Source organism: Sulfitobacter sediminivivens, from assembly GCF_042611115.2.
Classification (GTDB): Bacteria; Pseudomonadota; Alphaproteobacteria; order Rhodobacterales; family Rhodobacteraceae; genus Sulfitobacter; species Sulfitobacter sediminivivens.
In genome coordinates, this window is sequence record NZ_JBHGAR020000002.1 from 301,224 (window position 1) to 325,477 (window position 24,254).

At 58.4% G+C, this 24,254-nt stretch carries 26 protein-coding genes; 9 read left to right on the forward strand and 17 right to left on the reverse strand.

Going from position 1 to position 24,254, the window contains the following annotated elements; all coding sequences use genetic code 11:
- The first annotated feature begins 12 nt into the window (after positions 1 to 12).
- From ACEWL3_RS03840 to ACEWL3_RS03865, 6 genes are all read left to right on the forward strand, one after another.
- Positions 13 to 1,020 (forward strand): LacI family DNA-binding transcriptional regulator, encoded by a 1,008-nt coding sequence (locus ACEWL3_RS03840; RefSeq protein WP_386177690.1) that lies wholly within the window; start codon positions 13 to 15, stop codon positions 1,018 to 1,020.
- Between the two features lie 4 nt (positions 1,021 to 1,024).
- Positions 1,025 to 1,993, forward strand: a complete 969-nt coding sequence (locus ACEWL3_RS03845; protein WP_386177691.1) for a nuclear transport factor 2 family protein — start codon at positions 1,025 to 1,027, stop codon at positions 1,991 to 1,993.
- Positions 1,994 to 2,066: 73 nt separating this feature from the next.
- A complete protein-coding gene (locus tag ACEWL3_RS03850) occupies positions 2,067 to 3,032 on the forward strand; it encodes a cupin domain-containing protein (protein WP_386177692.1) in 966 nt (321 codons plus the stop codon).
- A complete protein-coding gene (locus tag ACEWL3_RS03855) occupies positions 3,025 to 4,002 on the forward strand; it encodes a hypothetical protein (RefSeq protein WP_386177693.1) in 978 nt (325 codons plus the stop codon). The genes ACEWL3_RS03850 and ACEWL3_RS03855 overlap by 8 nt, the downstream gene beginning before the upstream one ends.
- Positions 4,003 to 4,021: 19 nt before the next feature.
- Positions 4,022 to 5,152 (forward strand): cobalamin-independent methionine synthase II family protein, encoded by a 1,131-nt coding sequence (locus ACEWL3_RS03860; RefSeq protein WP_386177694.1) that lies wholly within the window; start codon positions 4,022 to 4,024, stop codon positions 5,150 to 5,152.
- The gene (locus tag ACEWL3_RS03865; protein WP_386177695.1) at positions 5,149 to 5,841 is read left to right on the forward strand and encodes an RraA family protein; all 693 of its coding nucleotides are present in this window, start codon (positions 5,149 to 5,151) and stop codon (positions 5,839 to 5,841) included. The genes ACEWL3_RS03860 and ACEWL3_RS03865 overlap by 4 nt, the downstream gene beginning before the upstream one ends.
- A gap of 18 nt (positions 5,842 to 5,859) precedes the next feature.
- Here ACEWL3_RS03865 and ACEWL3_RS03870 read toward each other — a convergent pair whose 3' ends face one another.
- From ACEWL3_RS03870 to ACEWL3_RS03925, 12 genes are all read right to left on the reverse strand, one after another.
- The gene (locus tag ACEWL3_RS03870) at positions 5,860 to 7,092 is read right to left on the reverse strand and encodes a mandelate racemase/muconate lactonizing enzyme family protein (protein WP_386177696.1); all 1,233 of its coding nucleotides are present in this window, start codon (positions 7,090 to 7,092) and stop codon (positions 5,860 to 5,862) included.
- Entirely contained in the window at positions 7,089 to 7,685 is a 597-nt protein-coding gene (gene tmpB / locus ACEWL3_RS03875; RefSeq protein ID WP_386177697.1) for a (R)-1-hydroxy-2-trimethylaminoethylphosphonate oxygenase, read from the reverse strand. Before tmpB ends, ACEWL3_RS03870 begins: the two co-directional genes overlap by 4 nt.
- Positions 7,682 to 8,815, reverse strand: coding sequence for a 2-trimethylaminoethylphosphonate dioxygenase (tmpA, locus tag ACEWL3_RS03880; RefSeq protein WP_386177698.1), 1,134 nt, complete (start codon positions 8,813 to 8,815; stop codon positions 7,682 to 7,684). The genes tmpB and tmpA overlap by 4 nt, the downstream gene beginning before the upstream one ends.
- A 65-nt stretch (positions 8,816 to 8,880) precedes the next feature.
- Entirely contained in the window at positions 8,881 to 9,969 is a 1,089-nt protein-coding gene (locus tag ACEWL3_RS03885; RefSeq protein ID WP_386177699.1) for an alcohol dehydrogenase catalytic domain-containing protein, read from the reverse strand.
- Between the two features lie 97 nt (positions 9,970 to 10,066).
- Entirely contained in the window at positions 10,067 to 11,272 is a 1,206-nt protein-coding gene (locus tag ACEWL3_RS03890) for a TCR/Tet family MFS transporter (RefSeq protein ID WP_386177700.1), read from the reverse strand.
- 4 nt (positions 11,273 to 11,276) lie between these two features.
- On the reverse strand, positions 11,277 to 12,602 hold the full coding sequence (locus tag ACEWL3_RS03895; protein ID WP_386177701.1) for a lyase family protein: 1,326 nt from the start codon (positions 12,600 to 12,602) through the stop codon (positions 11,277 to 11,279).
- 3 nt (positions 12,603 to 12,605) lie between these two features.
- A complete protein-coding gene (gene pcaC, locus ACEWL3_RS03900; RefSeq protein ID WP_386177702.1) occupies positions 12,606 to 12,980 on the reverse strand; it encodes a 4-carboxymuconolactone decarboxylase in 375 nt (124 codons plus the stop codon).
- A complete protein-coding gene (pcaD, locus tag ACEWL3_RS03905; RefSeq protein ID WP_386177703.1) occupies positions 12,973 to 13,761 on the reverse strand; it encodes a 3-oxoadipate enol-lactonase in 789 nt (262 codons plus the stop codon). Before pcaD ends, pcaC begins: the two co-directional genes overlap by 8 nt.
- Before the next feature lie 3 nt (positions 13,762 to 13,764).
- Positions 13,765 to 14,958, reverse strand: coding sequence for an endonuclease/exonuclease/phosphatase family protein (locus tag ACEWL3_RS03910; RefSeq protein ID WP_386177704.1), 1,194 nt, complete (start codon positions 14,956 to 14,958; stop codon positions 13,765 to 13,767).
- Positions 14,955 to 15,926 carry a threonine ammonia-lyase gene (locus ACEWL3_RS03915; RefSeq protein WP_114877443.1) on the reverse strand — a complete coding sequence of 324 codons (972 nt, stop codon included), beginning with the start codon at positions 15,924 to 15,926 and terminating at the stop codon, positions 14,955 to 14,957. The genes ACEWL3_RS03910 and ACEWL3_RS03915 overlap by 4 nt, the downstream gene beginning before the upstream one ends.
- A complete protein-coding gene (locus tag ACEWL3_RS03920) occupies positions 15,923 to 16,747 on the reverse strand; it encodes an alpha/beta fold hydrolase (protein ID WP_386177705.1) in 825 nt (274 codons plus the stop codon). Before ACEWL3_RS03920 ends, ACEWL3_RS03915 begins: the two co-directional genes overlap by 4 nt.
- Complete coding sequence (locus tag ACEWL3_RS03925; protein ID WP_386177706.1) at positions 16,747 to 17,433, reverse strand: haloacid dehalogenase type II; 687 nt, start codon at positions 17,431 to 17,433, stop codon at positions 16,747 to 16,749. The genes ACEWL3_RS03920 and ACEWL3_RS03925 overlap by 1 nt, the downstream gene beginning before the upstream one ends.
- A 190-nt stretch (positions 17,434 to 17,623) precedes the next feature.
- Here ACEWL3_RS03925 and ACEWL3_RS03930 point away from each other — a divergent pair, with 190 nt between their 5' ends.
- The gene (locus ACEWL3_RS03930; RefSeq protein ID WP_386177707.1) at positions 17,624 to 18,052 is read left to right on the forward strand and encodes an FKBP-type peptidyl-prolyl cis-trans isomerase; all 429 of its coding nucleotides are present in this window, start codon (positions 17,624 to 17,626) and stop codon (positions 18,050 to 18,052) included.
- Positions 18,053 to 18,073: 21 nt separating this feature from the next.
- Here ACEWL3_RS03930 and ACEWL3_RS03935 read toward each other — a convergent pair whose 3' ends face one another.
- Positions 18,074 to 18,445 (reverse strand): hypothetical protein, encoded by a 372-nt coding sequence (locus ACEWL3_RS03935; RefSeq protein ID WP_386177708.1) that lies wholly within the window; start codon positions 18,443 to 18,445, stop codon positions 18,074 to 18,076.
- A gap of 216 nt (positions 18,446 to 18,661) precedes the next feature.
- Between ACEWL3_RS03935 and ACEWL3_RS03940 the strand changes: the two genes are divergently transcribed.
- Complete coding sequence (locus tag ACEWL3_RS03940; protein WP_386177709.1) at positions 18,662 to 19,774, forward strand: THUMP domain-containing class I SAM-dependent RNA methyltransferase; 1,113 nt, start codon at positions 18,662 to 18,664, stop codon at positions 19,772 to 19,774.
- Positions 19,775 to 19,827: 53 nt separating this feature from the next.
- Here the strand turns inward: ACEWL3_RS03940 and ACEWL3_RS03945 are convergent, their stop codons facing one another.
- From ACEWL3_RS03945 to fabB, 3 genes are all read right to left on the reverse strand, one after another.
- Entirely contained in the window at positions 19,828 to 20,259 is a 432-nt protein-coding gene (locus ACEWL3_RS03945; protein ID WP_386177710.1) for a GNAT family N-acetyltransferase, read from the reverse strand.
- 411 nt (positions 20,260 to 20,670) lie between these two features.
- Positions 20,671 to 21,462, reverse strand: coding sequence for an enoyl-ACP reductase FabI (locus ACEWL3_RS03950; protein ID WP_386177711.1), 792 nt, complete (start codon positions 21,460 to 21,462; stop codon positions 20,671 to 20,673).
- A 4-nt stretch (positions 21,463 to 21,466) separates the two neighbouring features.
- Positions 21,467 to 22,696: a beta-ketoacyl-ACP synthase I gene (gene fabB / locus ACEWL3_RS03955; protein WP_386177712.1), complete on the reverse strand. Its 1,230-nt coding sequence runs from the start codon at positions 22,694 to 22,696 to the stop codon at positions 21,467 to 21,469.
- A 233-nt stretch (positions 22,697 to 22,929) separates the two neighbouring features.
- On the opposite strand from fabB, the gene ACEWL3_RS03960 reads away from it, so the two are divergent.
- Positions 22,930 to 23,553 carry a class I SAM-dependent methyltransferase gene (locus ACEWL3_RS03960; protein WP_435000503.1) on the forward strand — a complete coding sequence of 208 codons (624 nt, stop codon included), beginning with the start codon at positions 22,930 to 22,932 and terminating at the stop codon, positions 23,551 to 23,553.
- A 45-nt stretch (positions 23,554 to 23,598) separates the two neighbouring features.
- Here the strand turns inward: ACEWL3_RS03960 and fabA are convergent, their stop codons facing one another.
- Entirely contained in the window at positions 23,599 to 24,108 is a 510-nt protein-coding gene (fabA, locus tag ACEWL3_RS03965; RefSeq protein WP_386177714.1) for a bifunctional 3-hydroxydecanoyl-ACP dehydratase/trans-2-decenoyl-ACP isomerase, read from the reverse strand.
- Positions 24,109 to 24,254 lie beyond the last annotated feature (146 nt).

Consider the following 24,254-nt stretch of genomic DNA (forward strand, 5'->3'; position numbering starts at 1 on the left):
GGGTATACGATCATGAGCAAAATAACAGCCCTTGATGTGGCCCAGAAAGCGGGCGTCAGCCGCTCGGCGGTCAGCCGGGTCTTTACCCCCGGCGCATCGGTAAGCAAGACGACGGCGACCAAGGTGCGCACCGCCGCGCGCGAACTTGGGTATCGCCCAAATGTCTTGGCGCGCAGCCTGATTACCGGGCGCAGCCGGATCATTGGGTTGGTCGTCGCTTATCTTGAAAACCAGTTTTATCCCGAAGCGATCGAAAGGCTGTCAAAGTCGCTTCAGGAACGGGGGTATCACGTGCTGGTCTTCATGGCCTCAAACGACAGCGAGGCGACCCAAAAGGTGATTGACGAGCTGCTCGATTATCAGGTCGACGGGATCATCGCCGCATCGGTTGGCATGTCCAATGACCTCACCCGGCGGTGTGAAGAGGCGGGCATTCCCATCGTGCTCTTTAACCGCGATCAATATGATGACCGTTTGTCCAGCGTGACCTCTGACAATATGGCGGGGGGCCGCAAGCTGGCGGCGTTTCTGGCAGCGGGCGGGCATCAACGCATCGGGCATATTGCCGGATGGGAAGGGGCCTCAACCCAGATTGACCGCGAAGCGGGGTTCAAGGCCGGGTTGATGGATGCGGGCCTCAAACTGGTGGCACGCGAGGTTGGCAATTTCAACTTTGAACAGGCCAAATCAGCAGCGCGCGAGATGTTTGACCGCGACGACCACCCCGATGCGGTTTTTGTGGCCAATGATCATATGGCCTTTGCGGTGATGGATGTGCTGCGGTTTGAACTGGGCCTGTCCATTCCGGGCGATGTGTCGGTCGTGGGCTATGATGACGTCAGCCTTGCCGCCTGGCCAAGCTATGATTTGACCACCGTGCGCCAGCCCGCGAACCGCATGGTGGCAGAGACGGTTGATATTCTCATGACCCGTATCGATGACACAGACATGCCTGCGCGCCGAATCACCATCGACGGACCGCTGATCATGCGCGGCTCTGCGCGCAAACCAAAAGGATAACCCCATGCAAGGTTTCGACCCCAAGTTCAAAGATTTCCCAGATTACATCATCGGCATCACAAAAGAGATTTGGGAAGACCGCGGCATCGCCACGCTGCACCAATACTACAGCGACGATATTGTTGTCCGCTCGCCGGGGTCCGTGGTGATCGGCAATCAAAAAGTCATTGGTGCGACCATGGCCACATTGGCCGAATTCCCTGATCGCACTTTGCTGGGCGAGGATGTGATCTGGTCCGGGACGCCGGAACAGGGGATGCTGTCCTCGCACCGTCTTTTGTCGACGGCGACGCATCTGAATGACGGAATGTATGGCAAGGCGACAGGCAAACCTCTGGTGTACCGGATCATGGCCGACTGCCATGCGATCAACAATCAAATCAACGATGAATGGCTGATCCGCGATCAGGGGGCGATTGTGCGCCAGATGGGCAGGGACCCAAAACAATATGCCGCTGATCTAATTGAACGCGAAGGCGGGCCAGAGACCTGTATTAAACCGCTGACCCCCGCAATTGATCAACCGGGACCTTACAAGGGGCGCGGCAATGACAATGAATGGGGCGCAAAATACGCCGATATCCTGACCCGCCTCATGGGGGCCGATATGGCGCTGATCCCGCATGAATACGACCGCGCTGTGCAAACCGAATACCCCGGCGGCGCAACGGGCCACAGCCATGGGGCGGTTGATGCCTTCTGGATGGGGCTGCGCGCGTCCTTTCCCGATTCAGAGTTTAAGATTGAACACGTGATTGGCCGCGATGACCCGCTGATGCCACCCCGTGCGGCCGTGCGGTGGTCGCTGACCGGCAAGCACGATGGCTGGGGCAGCTTTGGTACGCCCACCGGGGCAGATGTCTATGTCCTTGGTATCTGCCATGTGGAGTTCGGCCCATGGGGTATCCGCCGTGAATATGCGATTTATGATGAAGCGATGGTCTGGAAGCAGATACTCTTACGGTCCGGATGAGGGACATTCCCAAACACATGAGCGTACTCAAACCTGCCATCGCGGACCGACCCGAGCATCTAAGGAATATGAAATGACCCCTGCTGAAATGGAAAAACGCATCGTGCGCTACGGCGATCTGCAGCCGTGCAAGACGGCCTTCATTGACGCCCATACGCCCGGTAGCGACCAAAAGGAAAACTTCACCATCATCGGCGGCGGCGTCTCAGAAAGCCCCGATCAACACGTTCACATAAACCTGCCCCATGGGTTCAACATCGGGGCCGCAGGCCAGCCCCCACATTGCCGCAACTCACTGCACAGCCACCGCACGGCAGAGGTGTTTTTTGTTTTGTCCGGACGCTGGCGTTTTTTCTGGGGCCGCTGGGGCGACGCGGGCGAGGTGATCCTGAACGAGGGCGATATCTTTGACATTCCCACTGGGATTTTCCGGGGCTTTCAGAACGTGGGCACGGATTACGGAATGATCATGGCGATCCTTGGCGGCGACGATGCGGGCGGCGGTGTGATCTGGGCACCGCAAGTGATTGAGGACGCAAAAGATCACGGGCTTGTTCTGGGCGAAAATGGCAAACTTTATGACACGAAAAAGGGTGCCGCCCTGCCGGATGGCGTTGGCCCGATGCCCGTATTGACCCAAGAAGCGCTGAAATCCTATCCTGAACCCACAGGTATGCAGGTCGTTGGCGGCTATGTGCGTCGTTATCTGGATATGGTGGCGATTGGTCGCGATGGCCCCGTCAAAGTGATCGGCGAAAAAGGCATCATTCGCGACAAGCCGGGGTTCGAGGTTGATCTGATCACCCGGCAAAGTACCACGGACAGCAAACACAGTCATGATAGGCCGTCGGTCCTGATGCCGGTATTTGGCCATTGGCGTGTGGAATGGGATGGTGGGGTGGCGACACTTGCCCCCGGCGACACCATGTCGGTGCCCGAAAACCTTGCACATTCCGCTGTGCCATCAATGACAGGCGAGGCGGCGCTTTATCATGTAATCGCGACTGGTGATCCTGCGGGGCTGACGTGGAATGGTTAAGATAGGCACAGGTCTGTTTGCCCTTTTGTGGGTGCTTTGCGCGGCTCCACTGGCGGCGCAGAACTGGAATGCTGATGTAAGTGATGATGGCGGATATGCCGGCGGGTTTGTCATCTACCCCGGTCTTGGCATGGGTTTTAATTGCGCCGCGCGGTCTGTCCAGAACAAGCCGCTGATGGACACGATGTGGTTTGAATCGACAGTCGCTCCGCCCTATCAGTTTCAGATAACCTTTGACCAAAACCTGGTGCCCAGCGACCGTCCGCAGCGGTCCGATATCGTCATGTTTGTAGATCAGACCGGATACCGCCTGCCCGCAATGGAGTGGAACGAACTGGACGGTGAATGGCAGGTCAACCTGTCCATGACGGACGCGTCAATCCGCGCGCTTCAGACAGTCACCCGGTTGGTTTTGCAGGTTGGCTCCCAAGCGGCATGGGACATCCCCGTCACGGGTTTGGGCCCCGCGCTGGAACAGGCGCGCCAACATTGTGCGGCAACTTGGCTTGCAACTGGCAATCCCGCACCATCAGGATTTGGATCAATCACAGCAGCAGCCAATCCCCCGGTGCCACAGCCGCAGCCCGGTAGGTTTGAACTTCCAATGCAGGTGCAGGCCTATGCCAACCAGCAATGCAACGGCCCGGCCGCGATTGCACCGGACGCCCTGCAAGCAGGCGATCTTGATCGTGACGGCGTGCCGGATGTCGTCATGAATTGGCGCGATGTGCTCTGCCCCGGTGAGACGCTGAGTGGCTTTTGCGGTGCTGCGAATTGTTCAATCCACGTGTTTTTGTCGTCACGGGGGTACGCCAACCCTTGGGCCATGCTGGGCACAGGCGTTGGCATTGTACCCCACCGCAGCGGTGCCTTGGCCTTGGACATCGGCGGAACATTCAGTGTCTGCGGGCAGGGCGCTTGCGATACACCATGGATTTGGACAGGCTCTGAATTCGAGCAGGTCCCATGAGATCAACAAAGGAAATCAGATGACCATCAAAACCACCCACGTCGGATCATTGCCCCGCACTCAGGAGGTGGTCGATTTCATCTTTGCCCGTGAAAACAACACACCCTACGATCAGGCCGCCTTTGACGCCTGCATGACAGCCGCCGTGTCCGACACGGTTGCCAAGCAGGTCGCCGCGGGCGTGGATATCGTGAGCGACGGCGAGACCTCGAAAATCAGTTATGCCACCTATGTCAAAGACCGCTACACTGGGTTCTCCGGCGACAGCCCGCGCAACGCGCCCGCAGACCTAAAGAAATTTCCCAGTTTTCTCAAACGCCTGGCCGAGGATGGTGGCACACCAAAATATGCGCGCCCGATGTGCACCGGTGACGTGATATCCAAAGGACAGGGCGAGCTGCAAAAAGACATTTCCAATCTTAAGGCTGCCATGGCTTCCCATGATGCTGCCCGTGGGTTCATGAATGCGGCCTCTCCCGGCGTGATCTCGTTGTTTTTGCAAAACGACCACTACAAGACCCGAGATGCCTATCTCGCTGCACTTGCTGATGCGATGAAGGATGAATACGAAACCATCGTCGCTGCGGGTCTGGACCTGCAACTGGATTGCCCCGACCTCGCGCTGTCACGGCATATGCTGTTTAATGATCTCACCGATGCGGAATTCCTCATGATCGCCTCGTCCCATGTTGAGGCCGTGAACCATGCCCTGCAGAATGTGCCACAGGACAAGGTTCGCATTCACATTTGCTGGGGCAATTATGAGGGGCCGCATGTTTGTGACATCGGCATGGACAAGGTCTTTGATACGCTGATGTCGACCAAGTCACGTTACGTCCTGTTCGAGACCTCAAACCCGCGTCATGCCCACGAATGGACCGTGTTTCGGGACCGTAAAGCTGACATTCCTGATGACAAGGTTTTGGTGCCGGGTGTCGTGGACACAACGACAAACTTTGTCGAACATCCTCAGCTTGTCGCACAGCGGATTGAGCGGTTTACCGATATCGTGGGCCATGACCGTGTCATCGCAGGCAGCGATTGCGGCTTTGGCACCTTTGCGGGTTTTGGGGCGGTGGACCCAGAAATTGCTTTTGCCAAGCTGGGGGCCTTGGCCGAAGGGGCGGCAATCGCGGGGGCAAACAGATGAATGATGCACTGTATGATCTGCTGAAACGGGTGGATACGCCCACTGTCTGCAACGCCATTGAGGTCGCGCAAGGAAAGCGCGGGTTTGACGATTTCACCCGTGGCACGATGCAGTGTTCGGCACCGGGGCATGCGATGGTCGGCTATGCCCGCACCGCCCGAATTCAGGCGGTCAACCCGCCGTCCGAACCGCCAGAGGTGATCAAGGCACGCCGCATGGCCTACTATAAATACATGGCCGAGGGTCCGCGCCCCGGCATCGCCGTGGTGCAAGACATGGATGTGCCAAACGCCATTGGGGCCTATTGGGGTGAGATCAACACAAATGTGCACAAGGCCTTTGGTCTGAACGGCGCACTGACCGATGGGGTGATGCGCGACCTCGGCGATCTGCCAGATGGCTTTGCCGTGGTTGCAGGATCCATCGGGCCAAGCCACGGGTTTGTGCATGTGGTGGATTTTGACCACCCCGTCGACATTCAGGGCATGAAGGTCGCCCCCGGTGCCATGGTTCATGCCGACCGCCATGGTGCCGTGGTGATCCCAGATGATGTGGTGCCGCGTCTTGAGGCCGCCATTGCGCAGTTGTTCAAATCGGAGAAAGTCGTGCTGAATGCGGTCAAAGGCAAGCGAATAGATTTTGCCGGGTTCGAGGCTGCATGGGCGGCATTCGAGGCATCAAGGACCTGAGCCCTAACGCCAGACCGGCTACTCCCGCGCTGCAGGCGCACCGCCTTCGAAGCTGTTGCCGTTCACATAATCACACGGGGCTTCCTGCATTTCCAAATGCAAATGATCGTCGGTTAGCGGGTTTGCCCGCGCCATTTCTTCGTCCACATCGATTCCCAAACCGGGTGCCGTAGGTGCACAGATGTATCCATCTTCAACCCGAATGGCCCCTTTGATCAACTGATCATGGAAAGGAGTTTCGATCGTTTCCGCCATCAGGATGTTTGGGATCGAAACCGCCAGATGAATGTTGGCCGCCCATTCAATAGGTCCGGCATAAAGATGCGGTGCCATCTGCGCGTTATAGACCTCGGCCATGGCTGCGACCTTTTTCATCTCCCAAATACCTCCGGCGCGGCCCAGTGCAGGCTGCAATATCGTGGCAGCCCCGGATCGCAAGACTGGCGCAAATTCAGCCTTGGTGGTCAGGCGCTCTCCTGTGGCAATTGGGATGCGGACAGCACGTGCGACCTTCGCCATTTCCTCAACTGAATCCGGCGGGACAGGTTCTTCGAACCACAAGGGTGAATACGGCTCCAATGCCTGACCCAACCGGATCGCGCCCGCGGTGCTGAACTGCCCATGCGTGCCAAACAGCAGGTCCACCTTGTCGCCCACCGCAGCGCGGATGGCTTTGCAAAAGGCGACCGATTGCGTGATGTCCGACATTGCGGGCATATGCCCGCCGCGCAAAGTGTAAGGGCCAGCGGGGTCAAATTTCACGGCCGTGTACCCACGCGCCACACAGTCCGCAGCCGATTCTGCCGCCATTTCCGGCGATGTCCAGAATGCACCAATGTCGTGGTGGGGTAGGGGGTAAAGGTACGTATAGGCCCGCACGCGGTCATTCATCTTGCCGCCCAACAGCGCATAGACAGGCCGGTCGCGATCTTTGCCAAGAATGTCCCAACAGGCGATTTCCAACCCCGAGAACGCACCCATGACGCTAAGGTCAGGCCGCTGGGTGAACCCCGATGAATAGACCCGGCGAAACATCAATTCGATGTTCTCGGGGTTTTCATCCTGCATGTGCCGCGCGAACACATCCTCAATCACATGGCGCATTGCCTGCGGCCCGACGGAGGACGCGTAACATTCGCCCCAGCCCACGATCCCGGTGTCGGTGGTCAGCTTGACCAATATCCAATACCGTCCGCCCCAGCCGGGGGCCGGGGGACTGGTGATGATGACATCGAGATCCTGAAGCTTCATGACTGGTCTTTCTGGTGGGCCGCAACGACACGGGAAATCATCGGGGCGTAATGGTTGAAATCTGGCGTGGTGACGGCGGGGTCTTTGCCCTGATCATCCCAAATACGCACTTGCACGATGGCCTCCAGATTGGGTTCGCAGGCAAAGTTGGCAACTTCATCCGCACCCATCGGCCCGCCCTGCAGGTTCAAAGTGTGCACAGACGCGGGGCTGAGCCGCCCAAAATATCCTGGATCCGTGGCGCAAAGATACCGTTTGGCCGCGACATGATGCAAAATGCAATCGGTAACTGCGCTGGGGAAAAACGGGGCCAACACCCGCGCGCCGGCTTCTTCGTGCAAATTGTCGGTGCCCTGCGCCAGCGCGTCGTCGGGAAATTCATTGGTGTAATGTCCGATATCATGCAGCAGCGCGGCGGTGATCACTGTCTCTGACGCGCCCGCAATTTCGGCCAGATGTGCCGCCTGCAACATGTGCTGCGACATTGTCACCTGTTCACCGAGATAGCTTTCAGCCCCGCGTCGCGTGAAGATATCACCAATGAATTCAACAATGTTGCTGGCGTCCAGCGTGGCCATGTTAGGTGCGCTCATGCTTCGACCTCCAATGCGGCAAGGGTGGACAGGATGCCATCGCGGTCGGCATAACATCCCTGCAACCAACGGGTGCCAGCGCCGGAATATCCCTTTCGGGCATGCAACACGCGGGTGTTGTCGACAACAAAGGCCTCGCCGGGGGACAGTTTGAAACGCACCTCCATGCCCGGATCATCAATGATCGTGCTGAGGCGTCGATAGGCGGCATAATATCCCGCCATCTTGTCAAATGGCACATCAACAAGGGGGGCTGCAGACCGGGCATTGAACCGCAGCGCCTGCAACTGTCCATCTGGCGACAGCTCAATCATTGGCCGTCTGGAATGCAGCGCCACACCCGCACTGCCCGTAAAGCTGAAGCGCGCGCAATATTGGGTCAGCAAGGCAAAGCCTGTCGCGTCTTCGTCGCGCAAACGCTGAGCAGCGGCAAAGCCATCTATAACCATGTTTTCGCCGCCCCGCGCCGAATTTTCGAGACAGGCCAACACCTGCACCGTGGGCTGTGGGTCGCGGTAGGGGTTGTCGGTATGGGCCTGCAAACCAAGCCCGGTATAGGCAAGGTTCACCGGGTTCACTTCGGTACGCACCTCAAAGTGCCGCCCGTAATTGGTCTCGCGGACGTAGCCAAAAAGATCAACTATATCGAATAAGGCGCCGGGTTCCTGGCCCAGCCCTGTTACCTTGGCAAAGCCATACCGCCGCAACGCAACAAGCCAATCGCGCAAGGCAGCGCGATTGGCTTGCATATCCATCAACGCGCCCGTGGGAAGCGACCTACTCAGCCCGCTGTCCCAGACCTCAGCAAGCTCTGGCAGGCGACCAGTGGTGCGATCGTGAGGGATGTCATACCCGTGGCGGATCAGCCAAGCCGCATCGAACACAACCTGCTTGCCATCGGCGGCAAAAGTCACGTGCACTTTACGGCGGTCAATATGCGCCTCAGCCAGTGCGCAATCTTCCGGCAGATCGGCCAGCGTGATCAATCGCTGTCCGTTGCCGGGGTCGCGTGTCGCCGCATCCTGCGCATTGTCGCGCAACCAGATGCCATGAAATCGCAGGTCACACTCCGCACCTCTTAAGCGCAGAACGTTGCCTTCATCTTCAAGCACGGCACTTTCAAGTTGCATGATACCGCCCCTTTCACGGCCAGAACGACGTTGCATGGGAATTCAAATGCTTCATCCCCGCTTTGTCAGGTGCCAAACATGATCACATTACGACGCGCGGCACCGGTCTTGGTATCCTCAATCGCTTCATTGATCTCATCCAGCGACCAGCGGCCTGAAATTAGCTCATCCAGCTTCAACCGGCCCTGTTCGTACAAATCCACGATCCAGGGGATGTCCCGCTGGATCACCACATCGCCCATTTTCGATCCCGTCATCCCCTGCGCCATTGCGGCCAGCATGACAGGTTCATAGCTCGACATTGCACCAGAATGGGTCATGCCCACCATGATCACCTTGCCGCCGCCAGCCAAATATTTTGGCGCGGAATCATAGGCCGGAATCGCACCTACCGTGACAATCACCGCGTCGGCACCTCGGCCCATCGCGTCCATCGCGTCACGCCATGGTTTTTCCGCTGTCGCCAACACGCCATCCGTTGCGCCGAATTCGCGCGCAATGGCCAGCTTTTCCTCGCTCATGTCTACCGCAACGATGCGCCGCGCGCCGGCGATGCGCGCGCCCTGGATCGCGTTCAGACCCACACCACCTGCACCAATGACGACAACATCCTGACCGGCGCGCAATTGCGCGGCATTCACTACTGCACCAACGCCAGTGATGACCCCACAGGCAATCAGACTGGCGGCATCCTTGGGGATATCATGGCTGATCTTCACCACCTGACCCTGCTCCACCACCACCTTTTCTGCAAAGGCCCCCGACGCCATCGCCTGATGCAGCTTGCCACCATCGGCGGTTTTCAAAGGACCGTGATCGCCGTCATACGGCGTTTCACAGACCGTGGGTCTGCCGCTGGCACAATTGGGGCAGGCACCACAGGCGCGGATCAGGGTCACTACAACACTGTCACCAATGCCGAGGCCTTTGACCCGGTCACCAACCGCACTGACCCGGCCTGCGGCCTCGTGGCCGTAAACCGCGGGCAACGATCCGCCCCATGCGCCCGAGGCATAGGTGATGTCCGAATGACAGATTGCCACCGCGTCCAATGCCACCTCAACCTCGGTGCCCTCTGGCGCGCGCAACTGTACATTTTCGATGACCAACGGGGATCCAAATTCATGGGCAACAGCGGCTTTGATGATTTGCAATTTCAGGTCTCTCTTCGCAAGTTTTGATCCGGTTGCAGGCAGGTTGGCCGCAAAGCAATTCCGCTGCAAGCACCAACGCGACGCGTCAGACGTCTGATTACGCCATATTCTGTGATGCCGGGCGGCTCAGAAAAATGAACAGACTGACGATTGCCAAAGACATGGCCAACAGAAACGGCGCACCGGGCAAATAGATCGGCGCGCCGGAACCGGTGAAATACGCAAATGCTGACGTCATCGCCATTGGTGAGATGATCATTGCCAGTGCCGTGGACGAACTCAACGCGCCTTGCAATTCGCCTTGTGCATTGGCGGCGACCTGTCGCGACATGATGCCCTGCAACGCGGGCGGAATGACGCCCGCCAGCGCCGCCAAGGGCGTAAGGATCAACGCCACAGTCCCCGAGGTGACGATGGCGATGACCCCAAACGCAAGGATGCTAAAGAGATGCCCGGCAAATACCGTGCCTCTCTCGCCAAACTGGTGCAGCACCACACGGATCAACCCGGCCTGCACCAGCGCCATCATCACCCCAAAAAGTCCCAGTGAATAGCCGATAACAGCCGGGCTCCAACCATAGCGTTCCTGCCCGAAATACGCCCAGACCGATGGATAGACTGCAAAGGCGACATGATAGATGAAATAGACCACCAACAGACGCCGAATTCCGGGCAATTGCCCCAAGGCCCGGATCGCCCCAAGCGGATTTGCACGCCGCAATTCAAAGCGGCGGCGGTTTTCCTTTCTGACGGTTTCCTTGAGGACAAACCACCCCAAGGTTGCATTGCCCATCGCAAGGGCCGCAGCCGCCCAAAAGGGCGCGCGGGTACCGTATTCCGACAGGACACCGCCCATAAGCGGTCCAAGGACAAAGCCCACACCAAAGCCTGCCCCGATCAGGCCAAAGTTTGCGACACGGTCTTCGGGTTTTGAAATGTCAGCGATATAGGCCGAAGCGGTGGCATGAGTGGCGGCGGTGATCCCGCCGATGACCCGACCGACCATTAACAACCAGATGCTGCCCGCAATTGACATCAACACATAATCGGCTGCCATCACGACCAGCGCCAGCAACAACACAGGCCTGCGGCCATACCTGTCTGAAAGACCGCCCATGACCGGGCCAAACAGAAACTGCATCACCGCAAATGTGGTGGCCATGATCCCACCCCAAAGCGCTGCATGGGACAGATCACCACCGTTCACTTCGCGGATCAGATCAGGCATCACCGGGATGATCAGGCCAATCCCCATGGCATCAATCATGATCGTGATAATGATGAAAACGACGGCTGGACGCATGAAGTCAGATGGCCGCCGCACGGGCCGCAAAGGTCAAGGCATCCTGGGCGGCATGGCCAATCCCGGCGCTGGGCGCAAACACATCGTCGGCAAGGTCAGGATAATCTGCGCGCGCCAGCGTCTCCAGTGGGGTTTGCTTGTCCAGCGCCTCAAGACACAGCGCCTTGGTCACTTTCTGGGCTTCCGGGCGCGGCATGAACTTCGCCAGCGCAAAGCTGAGCGCTTCTGCGTGGATCAGACCCATATTCGCTTCAAGATTGTTTTGCATCTGCACCGGGCGTGGCGTGGCATGTGTGGCCAGAGTTTTGGCATGGGACAAAGCAGCGGCGAGGCAGAGCGACAGCTGCGGTACCGCCATCCATTCCGCAAACCATGCAACCCCGTCGCGTTGATGCTGGTGCATCGCTGCTGATTGTAAACTGGCGCGCGCCCCGGTGAAATGATGATGCAGCGCGACCATCGCCGAAGGGGCCACCGGATTTTGTTTTTGTGGCATTGTGGACGACGCACCAGCCTTTCCCAATGAAACCTCGCCTGTGTCACTGCCCGTCAAGGCGATCAACGTCTGCGCCATATGTGCCAAGGCTGCCATCACTTGGCCTTGCCAATCGGCAACCCGCAGGATCGGCGCGCGATCCGTGTGCCACGACCGCCCCGGATCGTGCAGGTTCAGTGCCTTTGCCAAGGCGCTGCGGGTTTCTGCGGCCAGTGGTCCCAAAGCCGACGCAGTCCCGGCCGCACCCGACAAGGACACCCAGAGCGAGGCGCGCCGCAAAGGCTCAAGCGCTTCCAATGCATCGATCAACGGCGCGCCCCACGACGCCAGAACTGCGCCCCATGTGGTTGGCGTGGCGTGTTGCCCATAGGTCCGTGCGGGCATCGGCAAATGCACGTTGTCTTTGGCGGCTTTGCCCAGATCAGTGATCACTTGGCGCAGACCATCCTCGGCCAACACTAATGCCTGTCGCTGGCGCAGCATCAGTGCGGTGTCGATGATGTCCTGGCTTGTCGCCCCCCAATGCACATATTGTGCGTGCTCGGGCGCATTCATCTCGGCGCGAAAGGCGCTCACCAGACCCGGCACGCTGACCCCATTTTGCCCCGTGGCCTCCGCAATCGCACCGGGATCCACCTGTATTTCCATACTGGCGCGGTGGATCGCGGCAGCGCTTAATTCCGGGATCACGCCCAAGCTGCCCTGCACCTTTGCCAATGCCCCCTCAACCAGCAACATCGCGCGGATTGCGGCGCTGTCTGAAAACAAGCGGCCTGCTTCACCGGTGTCAAAAAGCTGTGCGTAAAGGGGGCTGTCAAAAACCGATGCGGCCATATGTCAGCGCTCCATCTCGGCAAAGGTTTGTTTGGCCAGCTTTATGGCATGGTTGGCCTTTGGCACCCCACAATAGACCGCGACGTGCTGAAACGCTTCCATGACATCACGCATCGTGGCCCCGGTGTTTGCGCAGGCGCGGACGTGCATGGGAATCTCATCAAAATTCCCCATGGCCGCCAAAAGGGCCAGCGTGATCATCGACCGCTCGCGCCGGGTGATCGCGTCCGAGGCCCAGACAGTGCCCCACGCGCCTTCGGTTATCAGGGCCTGAAAGGGCGCGTCGATCTCTGACTTGGCCAGCTCAGCGCGGTCGACATGTGCGTCCCCCAATACTTCGCGGCGGACCTTCATGCCCCTGTCGTAACGTTCAGACATGGCCAACGCCTTTCAGAAATTCACTCAGTACGCGCGCAAATTCTTGCGGTTGCTCGACGCAAGGCAAATGCCCCGCCTTGCGGATCAGATGAAACCTGGACCCCGGAATGAGGTCGGTTGTTTCGCGCACCAGATCGGGGGGCGTCGACCCATCGTCTGATCCTGCAATCCCCAGACAAGGCAGACGCAGACTGCTTGTGGTCGTGAGAAAATCAGTACCGGAAATTGCCGCAGAACAACCCGCATATCCATCATCGGGCTGGCGCACCAACATATTACGCCACAGCTCAAGCTCTGGACTTTTGCGAAACTGTGGTGAAAACCAGCGCTCCATTACCGCATCGGCAATGAATTCGATGCCGCCTTTTTCGACATCCGCAATCCGTTCGGCCCAAAGGTCCGGATTGCCAATCTTTGCGGCCGTGTTCGACAGCACCACCGCCCGGATCAGGTCCAGACGTTTGACCGCCAGCCCCTGTGCAATCATCCCGCCGATGGACAGCCCGACAAACACACATCCCTGAACGCCAAGAAAATCCAACAGTTTTTCCGTGTCCGTGATCAACGACCCCATCGAATAGGGACCAGTGGGGCAAGTCGATAACCCATGCCCGCGTTTGTCAAAACGGATAATCCGCAGGCCATCAGGCAACATCGGCAGGATCGGATCCCAAAGCCGCATGTCTGTGCCCAGCGAATTGGCAAAGACAACTGGCGCGCCATCGTCTGGCCCATCAACGCGGTAATGCAGGCGCACGTCGCCGGTATCAAAAAGCTGCATATCCTATTCCCCTTTCAGCCGAATGGTCGCCATGATCTGTCCATGATCAGAGGCGAGCTTGTTGTAAGGTGCCTCAGGGTGCGACCCATCAGTCAGATGGTCATTGAGCACGCTGAAATATTCCATTTCGCCAATGTGGCCTTGCCACTCGGGCAAGAAATGCCGCGACATCAGGATCTGGTCGATGCTCTCATAAACGCCACCAAAGGCCGATGTGTATACCATATCGCGCAGCGACTTGCGCACAAACAGCTTCTCTGCCGAATGCAGGCGCACGGCTTCGATATCCTCGGTGATCTGGGCGTTCTCTGCGTCCGAATAGCGATCTGCACGGTGTTTCGCGTCATGGCGCAGCATCCATGCATAGTTCCTGAACGGCGCTTCCCCGGCGATGATTTTGGAACTCACCGCGTTTTCATTGTCGTTGAAATCACCCAGCACCATCACCGGTCGGCCCTGTCGCAACTCGCCAATGATCGCCCCGCGCAGCACCCAGGCTTCTGCCATCCGGCGCATCGCGGCACGCGCCGCCCCCAAGGCGCGACCGACGGGATCGTAATCTGTCAGGTCAGCCTCAACAGGGAAGGCGGCACCGTCGCTGCGGATGTATTCGCCCAGTTTCGATTTCAGGTGACAATTGAACACAGTGATCACCTGATCGCCAACAGGCACGCGACATTTCAGGATCGGGCGGCTGAGCTTCTGGATGGTATAGCTGCCCCCCTCATCCCCGCCAAAGGTCTGAAACGGAATGTGCAGGGGCGTATCCAAGGCCTGAATGATTTGCGGCTCTTCGTCAAAGCCAAGCCGCGACAGAATTGCCAGCCCGGGCCGACGCTGGCCCGGTGCGCCGTCATGCAGGTTGGGGGCAAAAGCGAGGGCGGCATCGCCATAATCCCGGTACGCCAGCCGATCAAATATCGCGCGGTGGCGGTAGCGTTTGTTTTGCCCCGGTATTGCGGTCGCATTGTTTGCGGTGCCAATCTCATCGGCACTCGCGATCGTGTCGCGCAATGAAGCTTCGTCAAATATTTCCTGAAACCCGACAATATCGGCGTTCAGGGTCACCAACTGATCGGCCAGCCAATCCGACTTCCACGCATATTCCTCAGGCGTGTAGGATTGAAATTTGTAATATTCCTGATCGGGTCCGATCAGGTTTTTCACATTGAAACTGGCGATGGTGAATTGGCTCATGCCAATGTCTCCAACGCGCGGGCAAACATGTCGGCGTCAACGTTGCCGCCCGAAATTGTCACGATCACATCGTCGCCCTCAATCTCGTCGCGGCGAAACAGTGCGGCGGCCAATGCCGCGGCACCGCCCGGTTCTGCGACCACTTTGAGGCGGTTGAACGCATGCGCCATCGCCTGCAACGCCTCATCATCGCTGATCACCAGACCCGGACCGACAAGGCGTTTGAGAATGGGAAAGGTGATATCCCCCGGTTGCGGGGAAATGATCGCGTCACAGATCGACCCGGTCATCCGATTGTTTCGCTCAATTCCACCCGACCGTAACGAACGGGCCACATCATCAAAGCCTTCCGGCTCGGCCGGGCGCACCCGCAGCCCCGGCGCGTCAGCCTCAAGCGCCAAGGCGATGCCAGAAGTCAGCCCGCCACCACCGCAACACACGATCACTTGGGCGTTCGTGATCCCAAGCGCCGCAGCCTGCTCCGCAATCTCAAGTCCGACGCTGCCCTGGCCTGCAATCACTTCGGGTTCGTCATAGGGCCGGATCAGCGTCAAATTCCGTTCAGTGCTGAGGCGCGAGCCGATGTCTTCACGGCTCTCTGTTGCGCGATCATAAAGCACCACTTCGCCACCATACGCGCGCGTATTGTCGATCTTGAGGCGCGGACTGTCGGCTGGCATGACGATAACTGAAGGCACCCCGTGCAGTTTGGCCGCCAGTGCCACGCCCTGTGCGTGATTGCCGCTGGAATAGGCGATCACGCCCTTGGCACGCGTGTCCGGATCCAGCGCCGACAACGCCGCCCAGGCACCGCGAAATTTGAAACTGCCGGTATGTTGCAGGCACTCGGCCTTCACCCAGACCCGCCGCCCGGCGACATCATCCAAAAGCGTGGAGTTGAGTAAGGGCGTGCGTCGCACATGCCCCTCAAGGCGCGTATTCGCGGCGCGGATCATGTCGATGTTCATGTCATCTGTCCCACCCATTTGTGCAGTGCTGCCACGGCCTCCGGCTCATCCAGAAACGGAATATGGCCGCGCCCCGGCACCACAGCGGTGATCATATCAGGGCGACGGCGCTGCATTTCCTTAAGCGTTTCTTCACTCAGCAGATTTGAGTTCGCCCCACGGATACACGCAATCGGCATGCCGGCCATCGCATCGAAAAACGGCCACAGATCCGGTGCCGCCTGCGCACCTGCGGCCTCAACCGCGTCGCGCAGATGCGGATCATAGGTGATCTCAAGGCCCGCGTCTGTTTGCGCGTAATGCTTGACCGCTTCTTCCATCCAGCGGCTTGCCGGCACATTCTGGAATTCAGTGAACACATGCGGCATGGCAGCAGCGGCTTCCGCGTGGGTCTTGGCCGCAGGATTACGACCCAGATAGCCCATGATGAAATCCAGCCCCATCGGATCAATAAACGGCCCGATATCGTTAAGCGCCACACCCAGCAAGCTGTCGGCTGCGCCCATGGCCAATCCCATCGCGTTCAGACCACCGCGTGATGTGCCAAGGATCGCAACTTTGTCGAGGCTCAGATGCGCCAAAAGCTCCATCACATCGCGACATTCAATGGGCAGGATGTAGTTCTGCCAATTGGGGTCAAAATCTGATTTGCCGCGCCCGCGGTAATCCATCTTGATCAACCGGTTGCCCGTCAAATGCGGCGTGACATAGTCAAAGTCTGCCGTGGTGCGGGTCAACCCGGAAAGGCACAGGATCGGCAGGCCATTACCCTCATCGGTATAGTATAACGACAGCCCGTCTGAGGTTTGAAATGTTGCCATTACACACCCGCCAGTGCAGGGATGCCGATCAGATCACGCAGCACATCTGCGGGTTTCCACGGCAAGCGGTCCATCGGCTCATTGCTTCGGTTCACCCATGCGGTCCGAAAACCGTACCCCGAGGCAGCAGCGGCGTCCCAGCCGTTTGAGGACACGAACAAAACCTCATCCTTGGCGCATCCGAAATGTTCCCCGACCAGATCGTAAACGGAGGCATCTGGTTTGAAGATGCCGACGCTTTGCACCGACAAGGACACATCAAGCACATCCTCGATCCCGGCAGAACGTACGGCGCCGTCCAACATCTCCGGCGATCCGTTTGACAGAATTGCGGTGTTCAACCCTGCGGCCTTCAGGGTGCTCAGCATTTGCGGCACCTCAGCATAGGCTTGCAATTCCCAGTAAAGCGCGAGCAGCCGCGCGCGCAGGGCTGCATCCCCATCATGCCCGGTCTTTTCCAATGCCCAATCCAAGCCATCCTGCGTGACGGTCCAGAAATCCGCATACGACTTTGTGACCGCGCGCAGCCATGAATACTGCAACTGCTTGAGCCGCCAGTGTTCGGCGACCTGCGGCCAGTCATCCCTGATCGCGGCAAAGTCCGGTTCTGAGGCCGCCTGGCGTGCGGCGGCAGCCACATCAAACAAGGTACCATAGGCGTCAAAGACACATGTTGTGATCGGCATGGCGTTCTCCTCATTAGGTTGGCATGCAGAGTGGCACGCCAAGCGGGGGTCGAAAAGGGCGGAAATGAAGAGCCAATGTGCGGGGGTTTACTCTTGGCTCGGGTTTTGACAGGTTGCCCCGGAAATTGGAGCACCCGCGCAGATACGTGGCCTCTGCATTCCTTACCCCCCAACATCTTTGGAGTTCTTCATGGCCGAGGTCAAATCAGGCGATACCGTTGCAATTCACTATACCGGCACCTTGCTGGACGGCACCACATTCGACAGCTCAGAAGGGCGCGACCCGCTCGAATTCGTGGTCGGTTCCGGTCAGATCATTCCGGGTCTGGACGTGGCGCTGCCGGGGATGGCAGTGGGCGAACAGAAAGTGGTGAAAATCGCCTGCACCGAGGCCTATGGCCCCCTGAACCCGGAAATGCGTCAGGCCGTCCCGCGCGAAGGCATTCCGGCAGACATTCCGCTGGAAGTCGGGACCCAGTTGCAGATGCAGACCCCCGATGGTCAGGCCATGCCAGTGATGGTGGTTGAGGTGGACGAAGCGACTGTGACGCTGGATGCCAACCACCCATTGGCCGGCAAGGACCTGCAATTCGATATTGAGTTGGTGAAGATCGGTTAAGGTAGCGGGGGAACCCCCCGGCTATTCGACCGGTCGTTGAGCGGCCAGACTGCGGCCCAGATCATCCGCAACACTCTGTGCATCGGGTGATGCGGGCGACGCGTCGTCAGGGTCGCCAAAACGGTTTACCTTGATCCGGCTTTTCGGCAGGCTGGTGGGGCTTTGGGGCGCTTGTGCAACCTGCTGCGGGGCCTGTCTGGCCCCTGACACCGCCATGATCGCATCCATACCCGCGCCCGCCAAAGCGCGGCGCAATTCTGGTTCTGACCGCAAAATTGCGCCGATGGTCAGCATCAGCGCCAGTCCCAGAATCCGTCCCCAGAAAAACGCCCGCCGCGACCTGTCGCGCCGCGATTGCAGGACTTCACTGCGGTATGTTTCTTTGAAGCTCATGTCATCGGTCCAAAGAGTTGGGTTTTGTCTCGGCACTGCACATGTTTTTCATCTTGCGGACAAACCGGGCAATTGCTGGGCAGTGGCATGGCAAATTGACGAATTCCTGCGAGAAGCGTGATCCTGTATGGGAATACCAGTGATTTCCCCTACCGAAACTTTCCAAAACGCCGATGCCCCCTCGCAGACGGCGCATGTTGTCGCTATGGACGGGCAATGGACGATAGCCAGACATATGAAATTTTCCTCGTCTGTGCCCCCGGGCTTGAGGCCGTTCTGTGTGAGGAAGCGCAGGAAAAAGGGTTCGCAGATGCGATCGCTGTCCCCGGTGGCGTGACGGTGCAGGGCGGCTGGCCCGAGGTCTGGCGCGCTAATTTGGAACTGCGCGGCGCGGCGCGTGTTCTGGTCCGTGTGGGCAGCTTTATGGCGTTCCATCTTGCGCAACTAGATAAACGCAGCCGCAAATTTGCATGGGGCGAAGTGCTGCGCGCCGATGTGCCGGTTCGGGTACAGGTGACAAGCAAAGCGTCGAAAATCTATCACGCCGGGGCCGCGACCCAGCGCATTGTCACGGCGCTGACCGAAAGCCACGGCATCGCCGTGTCGCCGGATGCCGCCATGGTTCTCAAGGTCCGCATCCATGACAATCAGGTGACCATCAGCATCGACACCAGCGGCGATGCGCTGCACAAACGCGGCCACAAGGAAGCGGTTGGCAAAGCGCCGATGCGCGAAAATCTGGCGGCGATGTTTCTGCGTCAGTGTGGGTATGACGGGCTTGAGCCTGTGGTCGATCCGATGTGCGGATCTGGCACGTTCCTGATTGAAGCGGCCGAGATCGCCGCAGATCTGCAACCGGGTCGCTCGCGAGAGTTTGCGTTTGAGCAATTGGCCAGCTTTGATGCGGCCGCCTTTGAGGCAATGCGCCGCACCGGTCCTGTCGGCCTGACGCCGCGTTTCTTTGGATCTGACCGCGATGCCGGTGCCATCCGCATGAGCAACGCCAATGCCGCACGCGCGGGGGTTGGGAATGCAATCACCTTTGCGTGCCACGGCGCAGGCGAGGTGACGCCGCCCGATGGACCGCCCGGACTGGTCATTGTGAACCCTCCCTACGGCGGCAGGATCGGCAACAAAAAACTGCTCTATCCGCTTTATGGAACCTTGGGACAGACTTTGCTGGCGCGGTTCAAAGGCTGGCGCGTTGGGCTAGTGACATCAGAGCCACCCCTTGCCAAAGCCACCGGATTGCCATGGAAACCATTGGGGCCCCCTGTGGCACATGGTGGCATGAAAATCTGGCTCTGGCAGACGCCGCCTTTGCGATGATTCTTTGGTGTCATTGAACGGAAGGCACCCCTTTGGGGGCACCTTCCGAGATTTTATGCGCGCGCGATGAAGGTCATCTTGAGCGTCATCTCGCCGGTTGGTTCATGCACATATCGGGTATTCTCGATAAAGCCATATCCGTTATAGAACCGCCGTCCAACGCTGTTTTTCTCAAAGACATCAACGTCTAATGGGCCATGCAGTGCGACCGCATGATCCGTTAGCGTCCTGCCAAAACCGCGACCATGAAAGGCCGGGTCAAGGAACAACCCGCCTATTTCATTGCCAACGAGGGCGATGAAACCAACTGGATCACCGGCATTCTCCAGCACCCAAGTTTCCGCGTTTGGAAGGTAGATGTTTCGCATGTCCAGTGCGACCTGTGCGACGAAGTCGTCTTGAAGAAACGAATGCGCCAGGGCATTCGCGTCGTGCCAAATCGCAATCAGCGCATCGGTGTCCTTGGGTCGATATTTTCTAATCATTGTTAAGTAGCTTTCATGGGTCCCAGCCGCCGACATGACATCGGGGCCGACACTGATTTTTCAGAAATCCACACGAACAGGGCCGCGATGCGGCTGACTTTCGTGCTGATGCTCGATGGTCCTTGGACCATCTGCGATTACTTGGACATGAAATCTCCGTTGCTGTCGGAACTGGCTACCACGGATCGTGCGCTTCCAAAAGACAGAGCATCACATTTTCGCGCCAATATCAGATTTGCCTGAGCGACCTTTGCGACGGCACCGGTTCACAATTTGGTGGTCCATCGGTAAAGAATTCCGCCGCCATCGTTGGCCCACGAAAGCAGCCAATGGTCTGGCGCGTCGCGGTACAAGCGTGCCCATATCGTCAAAAGGATCAAGCGGGCGGATCAGCATGACATATCGAAAGCGTCAGAGATATTCCTGCTGCGGCATGCCCAGAACATGGAACCCACCGTCGACGCGAATGATCTCGCCCGTGGTGCAGGCCCCGGCATCTGAAGCCAGATACACGGCCGTCCCCCCCACCGCCTCAAGCGTCGCGTTCGACCGCAATGGCGCATTGAGATCGGTGTGTTTATAGGTCTTTCGCGCACCGCCAATCGCCGCACCGGCAAGTGTTTTCATCGGGCCGGGAGAAATGGCGTTTACGCGGATGCCCTCTGGCCCCAGATCGTTGGCCAGATACCGTGTCGCAGATTCCAACGCCGCCTTGGCCACGCCCATCACGTTGTAATTCGGCACAACCCGGTTCGACCCCTGATAGGTCAGGGTCATCAACGTGCCGCCGTTTTCTACCATCAACGGATGCGCACGGCGGGCCACTTCGATAAAGCTATAGGCCGAGATATCCATCGAATGTTTGAAATTGGCGCGGCTGGTGTTCAAAAAACGCCCCGTCAGTTCGGATTTGTCTGAAAACGCAATCGCATGGACGACAAAATCAATCGTAGGCCACCGCGCGCCCAACTCGCTAAACGCTGTATCCAGCGATGCATCATCAGTAACATCGACGTCGACCATGAAATCGGATCCGATGGATTCCGCCAAGGGTTTCAAGCGGCTGCCAAACGCTTCGCCCTGATAGGTAAAGGCAAGCTCGGCACCCGCTTCGGCCATCGCTTTTGCAATGCCCCATGCGATGGAGCGCTCATTAGCGACGCCCATGATCAGGCCACGCTTTCCCTTAAGGAGTTCTGACATTGCGTTACCCTTTATATTTAGACAGGATCATCGACCCATTGGTGCCGCCAAACCCGAACGAATTGGTCATGACACTATCAAGCCCGGCGTTGTCCACGCGTTCCAGCGCGATCTCCGACGCGTCCAGTGCCGGATCGAGGTTTTGCACGTTGATGGACCTGGTGATGAAATCGTTATCCAACATCAAAAGGCTGAAGATTGCCTCAAGCGCACCCGCCGCCCCCTGGGCGTGGCCGGTCATCGACTTGGTGGAGCTGACAGGTGGGGTATTGCCCTTGCCAAAAACGCGGCGCACCGCCTCAATTTCACCCACGTCACCGACAGGTGTCGAGGTGCCATGCGCGTTGATATAGCCCACTTTGCGCCCCTCAGGCAGCGTCGCCAGCGCCAGCCGCATCGCGCGTTCACCGCCCTCACCACTTGGGGCAACCATATCGTGCCCGTCGGAAGTGGCAGCATAGCCCGTGACTTCGGCATAGATTTTCGCACCCCGCGCAAGCGCATGATCAAGATCTTCCAGAACGACAATGCCGCCGCCGCCCGAAATAACAAACCCGTCCCGATCCGCGTCAAAGGCGCGGCTGGCGGTTTCAGGGGCGTCGTTATATTTGCTGCTCATCGCTCCCATCGCGTCGAACAGGCAGGACAATGTCCAATCGAGCTCTTCACCGCCGCCGGCAAACATCACGTCCTGTTTTCCCATCATGATCTGCTCTGCCGCGTTGCCGATGCAGTGCAGTGAAGTGGAGCAGGCCGAGGTAATCGAATAGTTGATGCCCTTGATCTTGTAAGCCGTGCTGAGGTTCGCTGAGACGGTCGAGGACATGCACTTTGGCACCGCAAAGGGGCCAATGCGCTTGGTGGCCCCGGTATCCTTCACAACGTTATGTGCCGTGAACATCGCTGATGTTGACGGCCCACCAGACCCCGCAACCAAGCCGGTGCGCGGGTTGCTGACAGAATCCTCGTCCAGACCCGCATCCGCAATCGCCTGACCCATCGCGATATAGGCATAGGCCGATCCCGGCCCCATGAACCGCAATGCGCGTTTGTCGATATGTTCAGAAACGTCGATTTTCAAAGTCCCCGCAACCCGGCTGCGAAACCCGTGTTCGGCCATCTCTTCGCTGGCGACAATGCCGCTGGTGCCCGCCTTGAGCGAGGTCAGAACCTCGTCTGCGTTGTTTCCGATGGATGAGACGATCCCCAAACCTGTGACGACGACGCGGCGCATAAGCAGCACTCCTTTGATAGTATTGGCGTGAGTTTAGGCTGGGCGGGGGTTGAGGTGCAATGGGGGATGGGGTGGGGTTGCAGGTAAAGTCGGATTTGACCTCATATTGCCGCTGACTGGAGCAACGATGACCGGCGGCACTTACGCAAAGGGTCGCTCTTTGCGCGATGACAAGACCACCAGCAACACGCGACGATCTGGAACTCGGCGGATGTTTGTGGCAACCTGTCGGAATGGTTAACACGACAGCACGCGCGAAACGCCGGTATGATCTGGCGGCACCCCGGTGGGGCGATAAGATGCGTACGCTGGGCTATTATGAAGGCTATCTGGGGTTTCTCTCGTCGCCGCAGCGGTATACGGACCGGAACATGCATGTCGTTGACGTTGGCGCTGGCACGGCTTCATTTGCGGAAGCTTGGGTCGCGATCAAGGGTCCGCCGCGCGAATTGACACTGCTGGAGCCGAGCCGCCCGATGCTCGAACGTGGTCAAGCCGCGTTGCGCGCACGGGGTGTTGAGCCAAAGCTCGTACAGGCCCTGCTGGGCGAAACTGATCTGAAGCCCGCAGACGAGGTTTTGGCAGCCCATGTGATCGAGCACTGCGCAGACCCGTTGACTGCGCTAAGGCAAATCCATGATCTTTTGCGTCCGGGCGGTCGATTGCATCTCGTGGTGTCAAAGCCGCATTGGTGCAATGCAATCATTTGGCTTCAATGGCGGCATCGCACCTTTCGCAAAGAAGAAATTCTTGCGCTTGTCAGCAAGGCCGGTTTTGGCGTCGAACAGGTTTATTCTTTCCCGTCTGGCCCACCATCACGGACAAGTTGTGGTATTGTCGCCATCCGAAAGGGATGAATTTCCGAAAGCAGATGTGTCGGTACCACTGCCGTCCATGCCACCTCAGCTTTCTGACAACGCCACCTTCATGTCCTTGACCTCGTAAATCACTTCACCGTCGGCTTCGACGATGCCATCCGCCACGCCCATGGTCAGGCGGCGGGTCTGGATCGCCTTTGTGAAATCAATCTTGTAGGTCAGCATCTTGCGGTCCGGGCGCACCATGCCTTTCAGCTTCACTTCCCCCACACCAAGCGCATATCCGCGCCCTTGCCAGCCGCGCCAGCCAAGGTTGAACCCGGTCAATTGCCACAGACCATCAAGGCCAAGGCAGCCAGGCATGATCGGGTTGCCGGGAAAGTGGCATTCAAAAAACCACAGGTCCGGGGTGATGTCGAACTCTGCCGTGATGTGACCCTTGCCATGTGCACCGCCGTCGCCAGACACATCTGTGATCCGGTCCATCATCAGCATGGGCGGGGCCGGAAGTTGTGCATTGCCGGGGCCAAAAAGCTCGCCTCGGGCACATTTCAACAGACCTTCTTTGTCAAAACTTGTCGGGTAATCGGCCATGATGCGGCTCTCCTGCTCAGTCAATTTGTCGTTGTTGCGATTGGTCTAGCATCGGGTTCGCCCCTGTCGCAAGGGCAGCGATTGGGGTGGGGCTACACCCGGACCAAGGGGAAATCGGCCAATCTGATCAAAGTTTGCGTGTAACT